Origin of the sequence: Staphylococcus sp. HMSC62D11 (genome assembly GCF_001839145.1) — a bacterium.
Classification (GTDB): domain Bacteria; phylum Bacillota; class Bacilli; order Staphylococcales; family Staphylococcaceae; genus Staphylococcus; species Staphylococcus lugdunensis.
The window spans coordinates 200134-217578 of sequence record NZ_KV840177.1; the positions used below are offsets into that span (position 1 = coordinate 200134).

The 17445-nt window shown below is 33.1% G+C and carries 18 protein-coding genes; 14 read left to right on the plus strand and 4 right to left on the minus strand.

Annotated elements, in window-relative coordinates:
- Positions 1–67: 67 nt before the first annotated feature.
- Positions 68–1441 carry an aspartate kinase gene (locus tag HMPREF3267_RS01830; protein ID WP_002478248.1) on the minus strand — a complete coding sequence of 458 codons (1374 nt, stop codon included), beginning with the start codon at positions 1439–1441 and terminating at the stop codon, positions 68–70.
- Between the two features lie 192 nt (positions 1442–1633).
- Between HMPREF3267_RS01830 and HMPREF3267_RS01835 the strand changes: the two genes are divergently transcribed.
- Genes HMPREF3267_RS01835 through HMPREF3267_RS01850 form a run of 4 tightly spaced genes read left to right on the plus strand, consistent with a single transcriptional unit; the run spans position 1634 to position 5752 of the window.
- On the plus strand, positions 1634–2911 hold the full coding sequence (locus HMPREF3267_RS01835; RefSeq protein ID WP_002459219.1) for a homoserine dehydrogenase: 1278 nt from the start codon (positions 1634–1636) through the stop codon (positions 2909–2911).
- A gap of 5 nt (positions 2912–2916) precedes the next feature.
- A complete protein-coding gene (gene thrC / locus HMPREF3267_RS01840; RefSeq protein ID WP_002459218.1) occupies positions 2917–3978 on the plus strand; it encodes a threonine synthase in 1062 nt (353 codons plus the stop codon).
- Positions 3978–4895: a homoserine kinase gene (gene thrB / locus HMPREF3267_RS01845; protein ID WP_002478247.1), complete on the plus strand. Its 918-nt coding sequence runs from the start codon at positions 3978–3980 to the stop codon at positions 4893–4895. Before thrC ends, thrB begins: the two co-directional genes overlap by 1 nt.
- 47 nt (positions 4896–4942) lie before the next feature.
- The gene (locus HMPREF3267_RS01850) at positions 4943–5752 is read left to right on the plus strand and encodes a Cof-type HAD-IIB family hydrolase (RefSeq protein ID WP_037544555.1); all 810 of its coding nucleotides are present in this window, start codon (positions 4943–4945) and stop codon (positions 5750–5752) included.
- A gap of 199 nt (positions 5753–5951) precedes the next feature.
- Here HMPREF3267_RS01850 and HMPREF3267_RS01855 read toward each other — a convergent pair whose 3' ends face one another.
- Complete coding sequence (locus HMPREF3267_RS01855) at positions 5952–6266, minus strand: hypothetical protein (RefSeq protein ID WP_002459215.1); 315 nt, start codon at positions 6264–6266, stop codon at positions 5952–5954.
- 178 nt (positions 6267–6444) lie between these two features.
- On the minus strand, positions 6445–7890 hold the full coding sequence (locus HMPREF3267_RS01860; protein ID WP_002459214.1) for an amino acid permease: 1446 nt from the start codon (positions 7888–7890) through the stop codon (positions 6445–6447).
- 220 nt (positions 7891–8110) lie between these two features.
- On the opposite strand from HMPREF3267_RS01860, the gene HMPREF3267_RS01865 reads away from it, so the two are divergent.
- The 5 genes from HMPREF3267_RS01865 (at position 8111) to HMPREF3267_RS01885 (ending at position 12453) form a co-directional block, all read left to right on the plus strand.
- On the plus strand, positions 8111–9616 hold the full coding sequence (locus tag HMPREF3267_RS01865) for a catalase (protein WP_002478245.1): 1506 nt from the start codon (positions 8111–8113) through the stop codon (positions 9614–9616).
- Between the two features lie 79 nt (positions 9617–9695).
- A complete protein-coding gene (gene rpmG / locus HMPREF3267_RS01870) occupies positions 9696–9845 on the plus strand; it encodes a 50S ribosomal protein L33 (RefSeq protein ID WP_002459212.1) in 150 nt (49 codons plus the stop codon).
- Between the two features lie 160 nt (positions 9846–10005).
- Complete coding sequence (rpsN, locus tag HMPREF3267_RS01875) at positions 10006–10275, plus strand: 30S ribosomal protein S14 (RefSeq protein ID WP_002492006.1); 270 nt, start codon at positions 10006–10008, stop codon at positions 10273–10275.
- 163 nt (positions 10276–10438) lie between these two features.
- Positions 10439–11416: a GMP reductase gene (gene guaC / locus HMPREF3267_RS01880; protein ID WP_002459210.1), complete on the plus strand. Its 978-nt coding sequence runs from the start codon at positions 10439–10441 to the stop codon at positions 11414–11416.
- A gap of 11 nt (positions 11417–11427) precedes the next feature.
- Positions 11428–12453, plus strand: a complete 1026-nt coding sequence (locus HMPREF3267_RS01885; protein WP_002478244.1) for a CAP domain-containing protein — start codon at positions 11428–11430, stop codon at positions 12451–12453.
- 213 nt (positions 12454–12666) lie between these two features.
- Here the strand turns inward: HMPREF3267_RS01885 and lexA are convergent, their stop codons facing one another.
- Positions 12667–13290, minus strand: coding sequence for a transcriptional repressor LexA (gene lexA / locus HMPREF3267_RS01890; RefSeq protein ID WP_002459208.1), 624 nt, complete (start codon positions 13288–13290; stop codon positions 12667–12669).
- 142 nt (positions 13291–13432) lie between these two features.
- Between lexA and sosA the strand changes: the two genes are divergently transcribed.
- The 5 genes from sosA to HMPREF3267_RS01915 all read left to right on the plus strand — a co-directional run bounded on the left by sosA (position 13433) and on the right by HMPREF3267_RS01915 (position 17404).
- A complete protein-coding gene (sosA, locus tag HMPREF3267_RS12820) occupies positions 13433–13666 on the plus strand; it encodes a DNA damage-induced cell division inhibitor SosA (RefSeq protein WP_002459207.1) in 234 nt (77 codons plus the stop codon).
- Between the two features lie 262 nt (positions 13667–13928).
- Positions 13929–14165 (plus strand): DUF896 domain-containing protein, encoded by a 237-nt coding sequence (locus HMPREF3267_RS01900; protein WP_002459206.1) that lies wholly within the window; start codon positions 13929–13931, stop codon positions 14163–14165.
- 110 nt (positions 14166–14275) lie between these two features.
- Positions 14276–16264: a transketolase gene (gene tkt / locus HMPREF3267_RS01905; RefSeq protein WP_002478242.1), complete on the plus strand. Its 1989-nt coding sequence runs from the start codon at positions 14276–14278 to the stop codon at positions 16262–16264.
- 258 nt (positions 16265–16522) lie between these two features.
- A complete protein-coding gene (locus HMPREF3267_RS01910; protein WP_002459204.1) occupies positions 16523–16765 on the plus strand; it encodes a YneF family protein in 243 nt (80 codons plus the stop codon).
- A gap of 171 nt (positions 16766–16936) precedes the next feature.
- Entirely contained in the window at positions 16937–17404 is a 468-nt protein-coding gene (locus HMPREF3267_RS01915; RefSeq protein ID WP_012990854.1) for a CcdC family protein, read from the plus strand.
- Positions 17405–17445: the final 41 nt, after the last annotated feature.

Sequence of the window (17445 nt, forward strand, 5' to 3'; positions counted from 1 at the left end):
TGAGTTGAATTCAATTCATCTGACTGCTATTTTTTGAGATTTATGTCCCAGCCTGTTTTGTCTTTGTTTAAACGTTATCGATGCATTTTCCGTGATAACAAAATTCATACGTTGCATGTACGGCTTTTTCAGCATCTTTAACTGAAATACCAAACATCATCGATATTTCAGAAGCACCTTGATTAATCATTTTTAAATTGATGTTAGCTTGTGCTAATGCATGCGTGATTTTATTTGCTGTTCCTACGGTCTGATTCATTCCTTCTCCTACAATCATTAAAATAGCTAAATCATGATCTACACTTAATTCATCAACTTCACACTTCTTACGTATTGCGTTTAGAACGTCTTCTTCTTTACCTTTAAGTTGATGTGAACGCATAATTATGCTGATACTATCGATGCCAGATGGCATATGATCAAATGAAATATTAAAGTCTTCTAATATTTGTAATATTTTTACAGTAAATCCAATTTGACGATTCATTAAATATTTTTTGATATTAATAACTGTAAAATCTTTATCACAGCTTATCCCACTAATGACATTATTTGCACTGATATCTCGGTCATGTTTGATAAAAGTGCCTTTATCTTGTGGACGGTTTGTATTTTTAATCACGACAGGTATGCGATGTTTGTAAAGTGGCTGAAGTGCTTCGTCGTGGAAGACACCAAACCCTGCATAAGACAGTTCACGCATTTCTCGATATGTGATTTCTTTAATAAGCTCTGGATGTTTAATAACATTAGGATTGGCTTTAAAAATTCCAGAAACATCAGTGAAGTTTTCATAAAGTGATGCATTAACTCCACGTGCGATGATAGCACCTGTTATATCCGAGCCTCCTCGTGGGAATGTGACAATATAGCCATGTTTAGAAACACCAAAGAAACCAGGAATAATGATTTTTCCTTTAATGTTACGTAATTGTGCAATTCGCTCATAAGCTTGCTCCAATATTTGGGCTTGTTGCGGTAAATCAGTGACTAGAATTCCTGCATCCTCAGGAGATAAATACGTGGTAGGTACCCCTTGCGTATTATTATAATCTGCAATGAGCTGTGCATTAAAATTTTCTCCACATGACAATAATGCATCATAGAGACGCGGTGGACGATTTTTTAATGAATGAATTAATTTTTCTAATGTCGTATCTATTGATTTGAGTATCTCGGTCGACATTTGAAGTTCATTCACAATGTCAGCGTATCGTTGCACAATTTGACGCTTCTTATCTTGATAATCTAAACCACTTGTTACTTTTTCATATAGTCGAATTAATAAATCTGTCGTTTTAATATCATTTTTATAACGTTTACCAGGAGCGGAAACAATGATAATTTTTCTTTCGTCATCAGCATTAACAATGTTTAATACTTTTTTTATTTGAGATGCATTAGCGACGGAACTACCTCCAAATTTAGCTACTTTAACCAATGGAACCAACCTTTCTAAAAAATCAGAAAATTCTATTTAATTTTCTGATAGCACGTGATAATATATAGCTATATATTTGGAGTGAAGTTTTAAACATTGAAATAATAAGAATTGATTTATATAATATACTATTATATAGTATTTTTCAACAGTACAAATGTATTTTAGAAAAAGACAAAAGGGGGATAAGTGATGAAAGAATTAAATATTGCGTTATTAGGGCTTGGTACAGTTGGCTCAGGTGTAGTTAAAATAATCGAAGAAAATAGGCAGCAAATTAAAGACACAATTAATAAAGATATTATTATTAAACATATTTTAGTCCGCAATAAGGCAAAGAAGCGTCCTATAAACTTTCAACAATATCATTTGACTGAAGATGTACATGAGATATTAAATGATGACTCAATTGATATTGTTATTGAAGTAATGGGTGGCATTGAACCAACAGTTGATTATATAAGTAGAACACTTAAAAGTGGTAAACATGTGATTACTGCAAATAAAGATTTGCTTGCAGTTCATTTGCGTTTACTTGAAGATTTAGCAGAAGCTAACGGTGTAGCGCTTAAATTTGAAGCAAGCGTTGCAGGTGGTATTCCAATTGTAAATGCAATAAATAATGGATTAAATGCCAATAATATTTCAAAATTCATGGGCATATTTAATGGTACCTCAAATTTTATTTTAACTAAGATGTTTCAAGAGCATACATCTTTTGAAGAAGCATTAAATGAAGCGCAGCGTTTAGGCTTTGCTGAAGCAGATCCTACAGATGATGTAGAAGGTATTGATGCAGCTAGAAAGGTAGTTATAACTTCATACTTATCATTTAATCAAGTGATTAAATTAAATGATGTTTACATAAAAGGTATTAGTGAGACAACACTTGATGATATTCTTGTGGCTGACAAGTTAGGCTATAAGATTAAATTGATAGGTAAAGGCATTTATGAACATGGAAAAGTACATGCGTCTGTTGAACCAACATTGATACATAAAAGTCATCAATTAGCCTCTGTAGACAATGAATACAATGCTATTTATGTTATAGGTGATGCTGTAGGAGACACGATGTTCTATGGCAAAGGTGCAGGTAGTTTAGCGACAGGTAGTGCCGTAGTAAGTGATTTATTAAATGTGTCGTTATTCTTTGAATCTAATTTACACACGCTACCTCCTCATTTTGAACTTAAAACAGATCAGACTAAAGAGTTAATGGATCATGAGCATTTAGTTACACTACAAGAAAAATATAGTTACTTTGTTGTGGTTAATAGTAGTGAAACATTAGACAAAATAAAAGAAATAATCAAGTCTAATCTGCCTTTTCATAAATCTTTTGACATTATAAAAAGAAATGATACTACATATGCTGGAGTTATTACAGGTGTTGATGTATCACCAGAACAATCATTAAAGCAAGCAGGTATTGATATAATCAAAGTTTATCCTGTAGAAGGAGTTTAAATATTATGAAAAGATGGCAAGGATTAGTAGAAGAATATCGGTCTTATTTACCGGTTAATGAAGAGACGCCTCAACTTACACTAAATGAAGGAAATACACCATTAATTCATTGTGACTATCTGTCACAAAAATTAAATATAAATCTATACGTAAAGTATGAGGGAGCAAATCCTACTGGCTCGTTTAAAGACCGTGGTATGGTTATGGCTGTGACAAAAGCAAAAGAACAAGGGAAAAAGATTGTGATATGTGCTTCGACAGGAAATACATCTGCTTCTGCAGCTGCATATGCTGCTAGAGCAGGCTTAAAAGCAATTGTAGTTATTCCAGAAGGTAAAATAGCACTCGGAAAATTATCACAAGCTGTCATGTATGGTGCTGAAATAGTGTCAATTGAAGGTAACTTTGATGAAGCGTTAGAAATTGTTAAAGAAATTGCGAAAGATGGTGAGATTGAATTAGTTAATTCAGTTAATCCGTTCCGCATTGAAGGACAAAAGACGGCATCATTTGAAGTTATTGAGCAATTAACAAAAGCTCCGGATATTTTAGCTATACCGGTTGGTAATGCTGGTAATATTACAGCATATTGGCAAGGATTTAAGGAATATCATGATAAGCATGGTGTAACATTACCACGTTTATTTGGTTTTCAAGCAGAAGGTGCTTCTCCTATTGTTCAAAATAAAGTCATTAAAAATCCAGAAACAATAGCGACTGCGATTCGTATAGGAAATCCTGCGAGTTGGACTAAAGCAACCGCTGCATTAAATGAATCTCACGGATTAATTGATAGTGTAACTGATGAAGAAATTTTAGAAGCTTATCAAATTATGACTTCAAAAGAAGGCATATTTAGTGAGCCAGCAAGTAATGCATCAATTGCAGGATTAATTAAATTACACCGTGCTGGACAGTTGCCAAAGAATCAGACAGTTGTAGCTGTATTAACGGGTAACGGACTTAAAGATCCTGATACGGCTATATCACTTCTAGATAATCCGATTCAACCTTTACCTAATGATAAACGAAGTATTATTGAATATATCAAAGGGGTTCTTAAATAATGGAGGACTATTTACATTTAAAAGTGCCTGCATCTACTGCTAATCTCGGTGTGGGTTTTGATTCAATTGGCATGGCGATTGACAAATATTTACATTTATATGTATATAAAATTGCAGGTGAAAATTGGCAGTTTCATTATTTAAATAAAGAGTTAGATAGCTTACCTAAAAATAAAAATAATTATATTTATCAAGTTGCGCAAGAGGTCGCAGAACGTTATCAGGTTAAGTTGCCGGCATTAAGAATTGATATGAGAAGTGATATTCCTTTAGCACGAGGTTTAGGTTCATCTGCTTCTGCTTTAGTAGGTGCATTGTACATTGCTAATCATTTCGGGAATATACAGTTGTCGAAATATGAACTTTTACAACTAGCAACCGAAATGGAAGGTCATCCAGATAATGTTGCGCCAACTATTTATGGAGGATTACTTGCAGGGTATCATAATCCAGAGACTTTAGAAACAGATGTGGCACATATTAACATACCTAAAGTTGACATTATTTTGACTATTCCACCATATGAGTTAAGAACTGAAGATGCAAGACGTGCACTTCCACAGTCTTTTGGTCATAATAATGCCGTTCAAAGTAGCGCTATTAGCAATACAATGATTTGTGCATTAATACAACATAATTATGAGCTTGCTGGAAAAATGATGATGCAAGATGGCTTTCATGAACCGTTTCGTCAGCAACTGATTCCAGAATTTGCAAAAGTTAAAGAAATTGCGCAAGCATATCATGCATATGCTACGGTTATTAGTGGTGCAGGGCCCACGATTTTAACACTTAGCAGAAGGGAATACAGCGGTGAAATTGTGAGACAATTGCGCCGAGCATGTCCACATTGTATTTCTGAGCTCTCCTATATCAATGAAACAGGAGTATTTGAAGAAATTGTGTTTCAACATTAATTTTATTGTAAAATAAAATTGAGATAGAGAAAGGAGAGACAACTTTTATGACTACATATCAAGTGGTTGTGATGGACATGGATGATACTTTATTAACACGAGACAATAAGGTTGATCCAATTACGAAACAATATTTAATTGATATTCAAAATCAAGGAATTAAAGTAATATTAGCTTCTGGGAGACCAACGGAAGGGATGTTACCGACAGCGTATGAATTGAAGTTAGACATGCATAAAAGCTATATCATGAGTTATAATGGCGGACAAACGATAAGCGTTGCTGATGAATCTATCGTTGCTGAGCAGTCAGTTCGCAAAGAGGATTTTGATGCTATAGTGGATTATTGTCGTCAAAATAACTTTTTTGCTATGACTTATCAAGATGGATACATTATTTATGATGACGACCATGAATATATGAATATTGAATCAGAAATAACTGGATTACCTATGAAACGTGTTAATGATTTAAAGCAATATATACAGCAAAATGTTCCGAAAGTGCTTGCAGTTGATTATGAGGAACATATTACAAAAGCACGACAACATTTAGCAGGGTCGTTTAATGATAATGTTGACGTAACTACAAGCAAACCATATTTTTTAGAATTTATGGCTAAAAATGTGTCGAAAGGTCATGCTATTTCGTCATTTTGTGATAAATCAAATATTGACCTAGCTCAAGTTATCTGTTTTGGCGATAGTCCGAATGACATGTCAATGTTTAAAGTAGTAGGTTATGCCGTAGCAATGGGAAATGCTACTGATGATTTAAAAGCAATCTCAGATGAAGTTACATTAGATAACAATGCTAATGGTATTCCTCATGCGTTAAAACAACTACTAAACATATAAAGCAATAAGATTATCATGTTTATTAATAATAAATGGTCTGGGACATCATTATGTATTAGGCTATGAGTTAAATATTGACAGTAGTTAACTGGATTGAAAATACGCTTATACCAAGCTTTTTTCAATTCTAGTCAAGCTTGATGGAGCGGAACAAAATTCATTATGAATTTTGTTCCGCTCCATTTGTGATTTATTAAAATTATTTGGCAGTATGCGTCCATTCATTCTTCCCTCTGTAACGTTTGATGTGTGCATAGACCTGATCTGCAGCGTAATCAAGGTTTGTATAAACTGTTATGGTAAATGCAGACTGATTCTCTTCAAAGGGTTCTTCTAAAAATACTTCTTTTAAATGATTGAATAAATTATTCATCTGATTATGATCTAAACTAGGGTATTCTCTTAAAGTACGTTTGATTAAGCGTCCTTTGCTATCCTCTAGGGATTGCACTACGATAACAAATCTTTCATCTTTCTTCAATACATCATCGAATAAATTAGTTTGTCCTATCATATAATCCACCTCGAAACCTTAGTCTTTAACTACATTATACATAATAAAGCCTTTTCAGAAAATAATACATTTAAAAAAGCGCAACACTTTTAATGTATAAGCATACAAAATTAGTGTTGCACTTCGACGATATTTATTAAAGATATAGTAAATTAATGTGTATTATTATAATGATATATTAGTTAATTTCATGTTGTGATAAATCCATATCTTCCAATTTGACATATTTTGTTTTTCTAATCAGTTTATGAATAAAGAAAATGATTGCGAGTACGATAAGTGGTAAGAAATTGATAAATACACCACTGAATTGGCCAGCCATCAATTTGCCGAATGAACTACCGAATAACAGGAAGATCAACATCAAGAATACAATAATTGGTCCAAGCGGATATAAAGGAGAACGATAAGGCAATAATGTTGAAATATCTTTTCCTTGTTTTTTAATTGCACGACGCAATCTTACTTGTCCCCATGTACTTGCACCCCAAACTAAAATAACCATTGAGCCAATGATATTAAGTAAACTAAATACTGCATTGGCATTAAAATTAGCATAAATAATAACTAAAACAATGAAAATATATGTCGTTATTAATGCACGCAAAGGTAATTTGGTAGTTGGATTTAACTTTCCTAAAAATTTGGGTGCTTGGCGATTATCACTAAGTGAATACAACATGCGACTTGTAGTATATAAACCAGAATTCGCTGCTGATAACAATGAAGTTAAGATAACAGCATTGATGACTGATGCAGCAAAAGCAATTCCAATACGATCAAAGACAATCGTAAACGGACTTTGTGCGACTGATTCATGTTCATTTAATAGCAATGAATCTGTATAAGGAATAATTGCTGAAATAACAAAAATTGACAATACATAAAATAATAATATTCTCCAAAAGACTTGCTTAACAGCTTTAGGCATCGTTTTACTTGGATTATCAGATTCACCAGCGGTAACAGCAACGACTTCAGTACCTCCAACAGAGAATCCAGCTACAAGTAGTACGCTAAGAATGCCTGTGATGCCACCTACAAATGGTGCATTACCTTTTGTAAAGTTATCAAAACCATATGCATGTCCACCAAGTATGCCAAATATCATGAGAAAACCAATAATTATAAATACAATAATTGTAATTACTTTAATTAATGAAAGCCAAAACTCAGTTTCTCCAAAAGCCTTAACCGTAAATATATTAAGTAATAAAAGTAATGTGATGAATATTAAACTCCAAGTCAATGGACTGAAGAAATGGAATACATTCCAGTAATGTATAACACTAGCTGCAACCATAACATCGACACTCGAAACTAAAGCCCACATAATGTAATATAACCATCCCATGGTAAAGCCGAGTGATGGGTCAATAAATCTCGTAGCATATGAACTAAATGAGCCAGATACTGGATAAAAAGTTGCGAGTTCTCCAATTGAAGCCATTAGAAAATAAAGCATAACTCCAATTAATAAGTAGGCTAAAATTGCACCACCAGGACCTGCTTGAGCAACGACACTTCCGGTTGCTACAAAGAGACCAGTTCCAATTGCGCCACCGATGGCTATCATAGATATGTGTCTGGAACTAAGACCACGTTTCATATTATTATCTTCCATATGAGCTCTCCCATCTATTTTATAAATATACACATCATTTTAATCCTTTTAAATCAAGTATTCAATAGATTTTGAGAATATTCCGCATAAATATTTTAAATTTTCTGATATTTAATAACGGAGATATACAAGTTTGATAATGATTAAATTGTGGGTATGTTAACTATAAGCTAAATTATAATTATTATAATGAAGCATTAGTCTTGAAAGGAGCATATCTATGTCAAAAGAGGATAAAAAATTAACTGATCTTTTTGGGCACCCCGTTTCAGATAGAGAAAACAGTATGACAGCTGGTCAAAGAGGTCCACTTATGATGCAAGATATTTACTACTTGGAACAAATGGCACACTTTGATCGTGAAGTAATTCCAGAACGCCGTATGCATGCGAAAGGATCAGGGGCGTTCGGAACGTTTACAGTTACGAATGATATTACGAAGTACACATCAGCTAAGATTTTTTCAGAAGTCGGTAAACAAACGGATATGTTTGCACGCTTTTCAACGGTAGCTGGTGAAAGAGGGGCAGCAGATGCTGAACGAGACATTCGTGGGTTTGCGCTTAAATTTTATACTGAAGATGGAAACTGGGATTTAGTGGGGAATAATACACCGGTCTTTTTCTTCAGAGATCCTAAACTCTTTGTTAGTTTGAATCGTGCTGTAAAAAGAGACCCTCGTACCAATATGCGTAGTGCACAAAACAACTGGGATTATTGGACAGGGTTACCTGAAGCATTACATCAAGTGACAATACTAATGTCTGATAGAGGCATTCCTAAAGATCTTCGGCATATGCACGGCTTTGGATCACACACCTATTCGATGTATAATAATGAAGGTAAACGTGTTTGGGTGAAATATCATTTTAGAAGCCAACAAGGTATAGAAAATTTAACCGATGAAGAAGCGGCAGATGTGATTGCACAAGACCGGGATTCATCACAAAGAGATTTATATAATGCTATTGAAAATGGAGATTATCCTAAATGGAAAATGTATATTCAAGTGATGACTGAAGAGCAAGCAAAAAATCATAAAGATAATCCATTTGATTTGACTAAAGTTTGGTATCATGGTGAATACCCATTAATTGAAGTCGGCGAATTCGAATTGAATCGTAATCCAAATAATTATTTCCAAGATGTTGAGCAAGCTGCTTTTGCGCCAACGAATATTGTACCTGGTTTAGATTTTTCACCTGATAAAGTATTACAAGGAAGATTATTTTCATATGGAGATGCACAACGTTACCGTTTAGGAGTTAACCATTGGCAAATTCCAGTGAATCAACCTAAAGCTGTCGGAGTAGAGAATCTATGCCCGTTTAGCCGCGATGGACAAATGCGTGTCTTAGATGATAACCAAGGTGGCGGACCACATTATTATCCAAATAATCAAGGCGTATACGCTTCTCAACATGAATATAAAAAGCCACCATTCCCAACAGATGGTGATGGTTATGAATATAATTATAGGGAAGACGATGATAACTACTTTGAACAGCCAGGAAAACTATTTAGATTACAATCGGATGAAGCAAAGGAAAGAATGTTTATAAATACAGCTAATGCGATGGATGGCGTAACAGAAGATGTTAAAAAGCGACATATTCGTCATTGCTATAAAGCTGATCCAGACTATGGAAAAGGCGTCGCCAAAGCACTAGAAATTGATATCAATACAATAGATTTAAATGATGAAAACGATGAGACGCATGAATAGCTAGAAGATATTGCATCATTGTAAAAGTTGTGTTAAAATTTTAAATCGTAAGTATTCCTAACAAGAAAGGGTGTTTAACGTGCGCGTAAATGTTACATTAGCATGTACAGAATGTGGCGATCGTAATTATATTACTACTAAAAATAAACGAAATAATCCTGAGCGTATCGAAATGAAAAAGTATTGCCCAAGATTAAAAAAACACACATTACATCGTGAAACGAAATAATCACTTACCTTTAAATACGACAATTTAAAGTTTGACATAAGAGCTGTGGAATGCAATCCATAGCTCTTATTTATATAGTAAAAACTTATTCTTGATTTAATTAGAAAATATGCTAAAATATAAAACGTAATAATTACGATTTAAGGAGCGTTTTTAATATATGGCTAAAAAATCTAAAATTGCGAAAGAACAAAAAAGAGAAGAATTAGTTAGTAAATATTATGAATTAAGAAAAGAACTAAAGAAAAAAGGTGATTATGAGGCTTTACGTAAATTACCTAGAGATTCATCGCCAACACGTTTAACGCGTAGATGTAAAGTAACAGGCCGTCCTAGAGGCGTGTTAAGAAAATTTGAAATGTCTCGAATCGCATTTAGAGAACACGCGCATAAAGGACAAATTCCTGGTGTTAAAAAATCAAGTTGGTAAATTTTCAAAAGTACAACTCAAGTCCATTTACATTGACAATAAAAAATTGTAAAGTATATGAGGGTAGAAAATATGAATGATTATCAAGTGTTTTGATTTAATCATTCGTGATTTACCCTCAGTTTTTTATTTTTATACTTAATTATAAGGGGCTTATAAATAAATGAAAATTTTTGATTATGAAGATATCCAATTAATTCCGAATAAATGTATTGTTGAAAGTAGATCTGAGTGCGATACTGCAATTCAATTTGGCCCACGTAAATTTAAATTGCCAGTTGTGCCTGCTAATATGCAAACAGTTATGAATGAAAAATTAGCACAATGGTTTGCTAAAAATGAGTATTTTTATATAATGCATCGTTTTGACGAAAAGTCTAGAATACCATTCATTAAAAATATGCATGATCAAGGATTATTTGCGTCTATATCAGTTGGTGTTAAAGCACGTGAATTTGACTTTATTGAGCAATTACAACAAGCTGATATCGTGCCTGAATATATAACGATAGACATTGCTCATGGACATTCTGATTTAGTTATCCGTATGATTAAACACATCAAGCAACATTTGCCACAAGCCTTTGTAATTGCTGGAAATGTTGGTACACCTGAGGGCGTAAGGGAATTAGAAAATGCCGGTGCAGATGCGACAAAGGTTGGTATTGGACCAGGAAGAGTGTGCATTACCAAAATAAAAACTGGATTTGGAACTGGAGGCTGGCAACTCGCTGCACTCAATTTGTGTAGTAAAGCAGCACGTAAGCCGTTAATTGCTGATGGAGGCATTCGCACGCATGGTGATATTGCAAAATCGATACGTTTCGGAGCTTCAATGGTTATGATAGGTTCATTATTTGCTGCACACGAAGAATCTCCAGGAGAAACAGTTGAGTTAGATGGTAAACTGTACAAAGAATATTTTGGAAGTGCTTCAGAATTTCAAAAGGGTGAACGTAAAAATGTTGAAGGTAAAAAAATGTTTGTCGAACATAAAGGCTCATTAGAGCATACACTTGTAGAAATGCAGCAAGATTTACAGAGCTCTATTTCATATGCTGGTGGCAAAGATTTAAAATCTTTAAGAACTGTCGATTATGTAATTGTTCGAAACTCAATATTCAATGGGGATCGAGATTAAATTTTTGGTAGGTGAAAACCATTAAAAAATTTTTAAGTATTAGTTTAATTTTACTATGTATTATTATTATCTTTCCAATTAGAGAAAGTTCTCTAGTCGTACACATGCAGCAAGACGTCAGAAGTTTTATTGATCAACAAGTATTCAATAAAGAAGATGAAAATGAAGAGACACTTAAAGTACCTCAAGAACAACCTTTTGCTGTTAATAATGTTCAGTTAAATATGAAAAAAGGTAATGTAGAAGAAAAATATGGTAAAGCCAAAAGAATAACCACAAATGAATATGGTACAAAATGGTATGCATACTATGATGGCGATTATCAAAGATTTGTAATGATTGCATATTTAGATAATAAAGTGCACGCTTTGTATACAAATCAAAACATAATAACTTCTAAGTCTAAGATTAAGTATGGGACACCCAAGCAAGTTGTTAGACAAAGGTTGGGTCAACCTATAACTGAAATGGATAAACAAAGGTTGCGTATTGCAATTAAAAATAGTGAATATGATGTCTTTCATTCAAATCATGTGTATACAACGATATTTTATGATAAACATGAACAAAATGGTGTAACAGCATTAATGCAAGTTAGTGATAAAATGGAAAAGCGTTTAACAAAACAATATGCAGCACCGTCTAAATCATTAGCTAAAAGTTATGAAATGCAAAATGTAGATTTAATTAATTCAGAAAGAAAGCAACATCAATTAGCTACTTTGTCATATTCAAGCAACATTTCAAACACGGCACGCAAACATAGTGAAGATATGGCGAAGCATCATTATTTTGATCATACGAATTTAGACCAAGAGTCACCATTCGATCGGTTAAAAGCAGATCGCATTGAATTTAATGCGGCCGGTGAAAATCTAGCTTATGGTCAAGTTAGCAGTATTTATGCCCATCAAGGATTAATGAATTCATTAGGACATCGAAAGAATATCTTAAATGAACATTTTAACACGGTTGGTGTGGGTGTAGATTTTAATGATGAAAGGCAGCCTTATTGGACAGAAAATTATACGGGTTAAGCGTTTAATAATGACTAGTAATGGGTAAAATTTCTGTGAAGGAAGTCGATGAATATGACATCAAAACAGAATAATAATCAAAAAGAGGATATTTTGGAAAAAGTAAAAGATATCCTGCATAAAAGTAATCAAAAAGAAGCTAGGCACTAGTTGCTTAGCTTCTTTAACTTTATATAAGAGAATTACTAACAATAAAATGTTTTATTGACACAACTAAAGTTCACGGTACAAGCCGATAACTTTACCTAAAACAGATACTGAATCAAGGTAAATTGGCTCCATGGAACTATTTTCCGGTTGTAAACGATAATGATGCTTTTCTTTATAGAATCGCTTAACAGTAGCCTCATCTTCGTCTGTCATAGCTACAATTATGTCCCCATTTTCTGCAATGGTTTGACTTCTAACTATTACTTTGTCTCCATCAAGAATGCCAGCTTCAATCATACTTTCACCAACTACATTTAAAATAAAAATGTCACTATTATGTGTAGAGGTTAAATGCTCAGGTAATGGAAAATACTCTTCAACATTTTCAACGGCAGTAATAGGAATACCAGCAGTTACTTTACCAATGACAGGTACGTGAATAGTCCCTTCCATATCGATAGCGGCATCATTATGCTCTGATACAATTTCAATAGCTCTTGGTTTTGTAGGGTCTCTGCGGATATAACCTTTTTCCTCTAGTCGAGATAAATGTCCATGCACCGTAGAACTTGAAGCTAATCCTACAGCTTCTCCTATCTCACGAACACTAGGCGGATAACCTTTTGTTTGAACAATATGCTTAATGTAATCATATATTTCACTTTGACGTTTTGTTAATTCTCTCATATATAGGCACTCCCTAATTTTATTTATTTTTATTATATCATTTAGTAACAAATAAAACAAACGTTTGTTCGTAAAAATGTTGACATAGAACATGAGTTCTGATAAATTATAAATACAAACAAATGTTCTAGGAGTGTTTAACATGATTTTAAAATATAAAAGTCAAATAGCTACTTATATCATAGTTTTTATAATATCTTTGCTTGTTTTCTCTTTATTTTTCACGACGGCATATCAAAATTCTAAAGTAGAACAAACGTACGAAATGGCAGATCATAATATCTCACAACATTACAAAATCAACTCTGAAAGCAAACAACAATCTATATCTAACAGCGAACAAAATCACACAAGTGTGTTCGCATATGCGAAATAATCACGAACAACATATTTCATATTTATTATATTTAGGTAAAGCAATGCGGTAATTTTTATCAACAGTGCGATTTAATTAGAAAAGTAATATACAATTTTGTGATGGGGTAAGTTGAATTATTGTAATGATGCTAATAAATATTAATGATATATCATGAAAGGTGAGCGTAACGATTTGGTTACATTCACCTTTTTGTTATATTCTTTATAAGTTAGGTACTATTTAAATGTGAAATATGTATATATAAAGGTGGGTAAATTCAATGACTAAAAATAATTTGAACATCGATAGAATTAATCAATTAGCAAGAAAGAAGAAAGAGCAAGGCTTGACAGAAGCAGAGGCAAAAGAACAAGCTAAGTTACGTAAAATATATTTAGAAGAATTTAGAAAGGGCTTTAAACAGCAAATTGAGCACACTAAAGTTATGGATCCTGAGGGTAATGATGTAACGCCTGAAAAGCTAAAACAAATTCAAAAACATAATAAAAATAAATAGTTTCTGCAAACTACAGAAAATTTAGTAATTTTAAACGAATATTTATGAATTTATCTATAATTAAGGTATAATAATAGCAACATTTATTTCTAGAAGGGAAGACATAAAAAATGTTTAACGAAAAAGATCAATTAGCAATAGATACCATTCGTGCATTAAGCATTGATGCAATTGAACAGGCTAACTCTGGGCATCCGGGTTTACCAATGGGAGCTGCACCAATGGCATATACTTTATGGACAAGACATTTGAATTTTAATCCACAGTCTAAAGATTACTTTAATAGAGATAGATTCATTTTGTCTGCTGGACATGGATCTGCATTACTTTATAGTTTATTACACGTCTCAGGAAGTCTTGAGCTTGAAGAGCTTAAACAGTTTAGACAATGGGACTCAAAAACACCAGGGCATCCAGAATATAGACATACTGATGGTGTAGAAGTAACAACAGGACCATTAGGACAAGGATTTGCAATGGGAGTAGGGATGGCATTAGCTGAAAGTCATCTTGCAGGTAAATTTAATAAAGATAATTTTGATATTGTTAATCACTATACTTATGTATTAGCTTCAGATGGCGATTTAATGGAAGGAATTTCTCATGAAGCGGCTTCATTTGCAGGCCATAATCAATTAGATAAACTCATTGTCTTATATGATTCAAATGATATTTCATTAGATGGAGAATTAGATAAAGCTTTTTCTGAAGATGTAAAAAAACGTTTTGAATCATATGGTTGGAATCATATTTTAGTTAAAGATGGTAACAATTTAAACCAAATAGACAAAGCGATTACTACTGCTAAGTCTCAGCAAGGTCCAACTTTAATTGAAATTAAAACAATTATTGGTTATGGTTCACCTAACAAAAAAGGCACAAACGGTGTCCATGGTGCACCTTTAGGCGCAGAAGAAAGAAAACTAACATTTGAAAACTATGGTTTAGATCCAGATAAAAAATTCTATGTTCCTGAAGAAGTATATGAAATTTTCCAAACAACAATGTTAAAACGTGCTAATGAAAATGAAGAATCTTGGAATGATAAATTAGAAGCATATTCTCAACAATATCCGCAATTAGCAGAAGAATTTAAATTAGCTGTCAGCGGTAAGTTGCCATCAAATTATAAAGAAAAATTACCAAGATTTGATTTGAATCATAATGGTGCTTCTCGTGCTGATTCTGGAGAAGTTATTCAAGCTTTAAGTCAATCTGTTCCATCTTTCTTTGGTGGTTCTGCTGACTTAGCTGGTTCAAATAAATCAAACGTTAAAGAAGCTAAAGATTATGACAAAGATACACCAGAAGGTAAAAATATATGGTTCGGTGTACGTGAATTTGCTATGGGCGCAGCAGTCAATGGTATGGCTGCACATGGAGGCTTACATCCATATGGAGCGACATTCTTTGTATTTAGTGATTATCTAAAACCAGCATTGCGTTTATCTGCAATAATGGGTCTTAATTCAACATTTATTTTCACGCATGATTCAATAGCTGTCGGAGAAGATGGTCCTACGCATGAACCAATTGAACAACTCGCTGGCTTAAGAGCGATTCCCAATATGAATGTTATTCGCCCAGCTGATGGTAATGAAACACGTGTAGCTTGGGAAGTTGCACTTGAATCTGAACAAACGCCAACATCATTAGTATTAACTCGTCAAAACCTCCCTGTCCTTGATGTAACAGAAGCACAAGTAGAAGAAGGCGTTCGTAAAGGTGCTTATACAGTATTTGAAACAGAAACAGCAGTTGAGTATTTATTATTAGCTTCAGGTTCTGAAGTAAGTTTAGCTGTTGAAGCTGCGAAAGATCTTGAAAAGCAAGGTAAAGGTGTAAGAGTTGTATCAATGCCAAACTGGTTTGCTTTTGAACAACAATCTGATGATTATAAAGAATCTGTCATTCCAAAACATATTACGAAACGTGTTGCGATTGAAATGGCATCATCACTTGGTTGGCACAAGTATGTGGGTACTGATGGCAAAGTCATTGGTATAGACGAATTTGGGGCAAGTGCGCCAGGTGGTCTAGTAGTTGAAAAATATGGTTTCACTAAAGAGAATGTATTAAATCAAATACAAACGCTTTAAATAAATTAAGTTTTATAAAGATTGAGGCATTTGAAGTTAACGATTTGACTAACTTTATTTTCTCTATGTCGACTATTTCGGCATAGAAGTTTAACAAATCTTAATTGCGTATGCCTCATTTTTCTGTTAAAAAAGGTATCATTTATATTATGTTTTTTGTTATGATCGTAATTGTGGATGATTTACGCTCAAACTCAAGCTTGAAATACTAATTATAATTTAGTAAAATTCAGTAGGATATAGAAAGCGGGTGAAACAATGGCAACATGGATAGCAATTATATTAATTGTATTAGCATTAATTGCTGGATTAGCAATTGGCTTTTTCCTAGCAAGAAAATATATGATGGATTTCTTGAAGAAAAATCCACCAATTAATGAAGAAATGCTACGAATGATGATGATGCAAATGGGACAAAAACCATCACAAAAGAAAATCAACCAAATGATGACAATGATGAACAAAAATATGGATCAAAATATGAAAAATCCAAAAAAATAAGTTGATAATCATAGGATTGTAGACAGTTACTTGTTTACAATCCTTAAATTATAGCAAGTTAAACTGAATAGTATATATTTAAATCGATATGCGTTTTAATTGCATAGTGATGTACTATCATGTGAAAATAAATAGAAATAAAGTTTCGACATAAATAAGAGGGTGTCAATGTTGGCGTATTTAATTTTTTCAATTGTGTTTGCATTTATCATGGGTATCGCAGTCATTATTATTAGAATGAAAGCACAAAAATTTCCAGTTAATGAAAAAAAGATTATTTTACCACCGTTTTTTATGGCTACAGGTGCCTTTATGTATGTGATTCCATATTTTAGATTAACAGGGGCTGAAATGCTTGAATCCTTGGTTTTAGGCGTATTATTTTCTTTAGTCTTAATTTGGACAACACATTTTGAAGTACAAGGTACGAAAGTTTATATGAAGCGTTCAAAAGCATTTCCAATTATTTTAATTTCACTATTAGTTATTAGAACTGTAATTAAAATATTTATTAGTAGTGAAATAGATCCGGGAGAGATAGGCGGCATGTTCTTCTTGTTAGCCTTCTGCATGATTGTTCCTTGGAGATTGGCTATGCTATATAAATTTAAAAAAATCGAGAAAGAACTTGTTAATTAATAAAATTTCTTTAAAAACTGAGACTCAAAATGACACTTAAT